Below are 1,970 nucleotides of genomic sequence, written 5' to 3' on the forward strand. Positions count from 1 at the left end.
CATTGTATATAATGGAATGCATATTTCCTATTCGGAATACATATTACCTAAGGAATGTCTGAGTAGTAATAAATAAAGAAAGTAGCAGGGGGATGAAAATTAATTGAGTGAGGCAATTGTTGTAAAAAATTTGGTGAAGTCCTATCAGATGGGCGAAACAAAAATTATTGCTGTTGATGATGTTAGCTTTACTATAAAAGCGGGGTCCTTGGTTGTTTTGATTGGATCAAGTGGTGCTGGCAAATCTACAGTTTTAAATATTTTAGGTGGAATGGATACAGCTACAAGTGGAAGTGTTGTTGTTTATGGACAAGAAATAACGAAGTATAATGATTTAAAACTTACATTATTTAGACGAAATAGTATTGGGTTTGTTTTTCAGTTCTATAACCTTATGCCAAATTTAAATGTTCTTGAAAATGTAGAACTGGCAAGCCATATATGTAAAAATCCCATTGATGCAAGAGAAAGCCTGGGACTAGTTGGACTATCAGATAGGGAGGGCAATTTTCCGTCGCAAATATCAGGTGGAGAACAACAAAGGGTTGCTATTGCAAGAGCACTTGCTAAAAATCCTGATCTATTATTATGTGATGAACCTACTGGGGCTTTAGATTATGTAACAGGTAAAAGTGTACTTTCACTTTTACACAAAATATGCCGCGAGAGCAATAAAATTGTGATAATCGTAACGCATAACCTGGCAATTGCACCTATAGGTGATCTAGTTATTAAAATGAAAAGTGGACAGGTAATCAGTATTGAAGAAAATCTTTCACCTATACCTGTTGAGAGGATTGAGTGGTGATATAGATGCTAATTCGTAACTTTTTTAGAGACATATTTTCTACTCTTCCAAGACTTCTTGCAGTCATAATTATTACAGCACTTGGCGCAATGATTTATGTTGGTATGAGTGGATATGGTTTCAACCTTAACAAAGTAGCTACTAGTTATTATAAAAGTCAGAATGTCGCTGATTATTGGATATATGGAAGTCAGTTTACTAAATTTGATGAAAAGCAGATTTCGAAGCTTAAAGGCGTCGAAAGTATACAGTCAGAAATAAGTATACCAACAGAAAATTATGAAGATGAAAACATTAGCATTGACCTGAGTGGTATATCAGGGGATTTTAATATTAACAAACCTTATATTATATCGGGAAGTATGTTTGAAAATAACCGGGAATGTATGCTAGATGCATCTTATGCAAAAGCTCACAATATTCATGTTTCCGATAAAATTCAGCTAAGAATTAAAGAAATGGAAAAGAAGCTTGAGTTCACCGTTTGTGCACTAATTGATAGCCCAGAATTTATATACAATGTGGGAGGTATGGAACTAATACCTAATAGCTACAAACATGGTTTCGCATATGTAAAAGCTGATGCACTAGGCGATATGTTGGCGCTCATGTCCTATAATAAAATTAGTTTAAAACTAGCGGATAATGTAGATGAAAATAAATTTAAAGTGGATATTGAAAAAATACTTGGAACAAAGTTAAACCAGCTTTTAAGTTTTGAGGATAATCAAAAGGCCTCCATTATAATAAATGAAGTTAAGAGTACAAAAGCAATTACTAACACGTTGCCAATGATATTTTTTCTTATTGCAGCATTTATTATGTTTACTACTATGTCAAGAGTTGTAGAAAACAATAGAATGATGATAGGAACATTAAAGGCTTTTGGGTATAGTAAAATAGTTATTTTCAATTATTTTTTTTCTTATGCTTTTATAGTGGTTATTTTGGGTAATCTTCTTGGAGTAGTACCAGCAAGTGTAATAACAAAAGGCCTGATGAGTATGGCTAGCAAGAATATGACTTTGCCGCAAGTTTCAGTCAGTCTTGATTTTTTAGCGATTTTTAAGTCAGTGCTGATTACATCTGTTATTTGTGCCGGTACTGCTGCATTTATTTGTGCCCGTGAGATAAGATATTCTCCTGCAGAATGTATGAGACC

The 1,970-nt window shown here is 33.6% G+C and carries 2 protein-coding genes; both read left to right on the top strand.

Going from position 1 to position 1,970, the window contains the following annotated elements; translation table 11 throughout:
* Positions 1–103 precede the first annotated feature (103 nt).
* Positions 104–808, top strand: coding sequence for an ABC transporter ATP-binding protein (locus JJE11_RS17650; RefSeq protein ID WP_291638001.1), 705 nt, complete (start codon positions 104–106; stop codon positions 806–808).
* A gap of 5 nt (positions 809–813) precedes the next feature.
* Positions 814–1,970: FtsX-like permease family protein (locus tag JJE11_RS17655; protein ID WP_291638003.1), on the top strand; the 1,157-nt coding region annotated here is incomplete at its 3' end.

It is taken from the genome of Clostridium sp., from assembly GCF_016650095.1.
GTDB lineage: Bacteria > Bacillota > Clostridia > Clostridiales > Clostridiaceae > Clostridium_AD.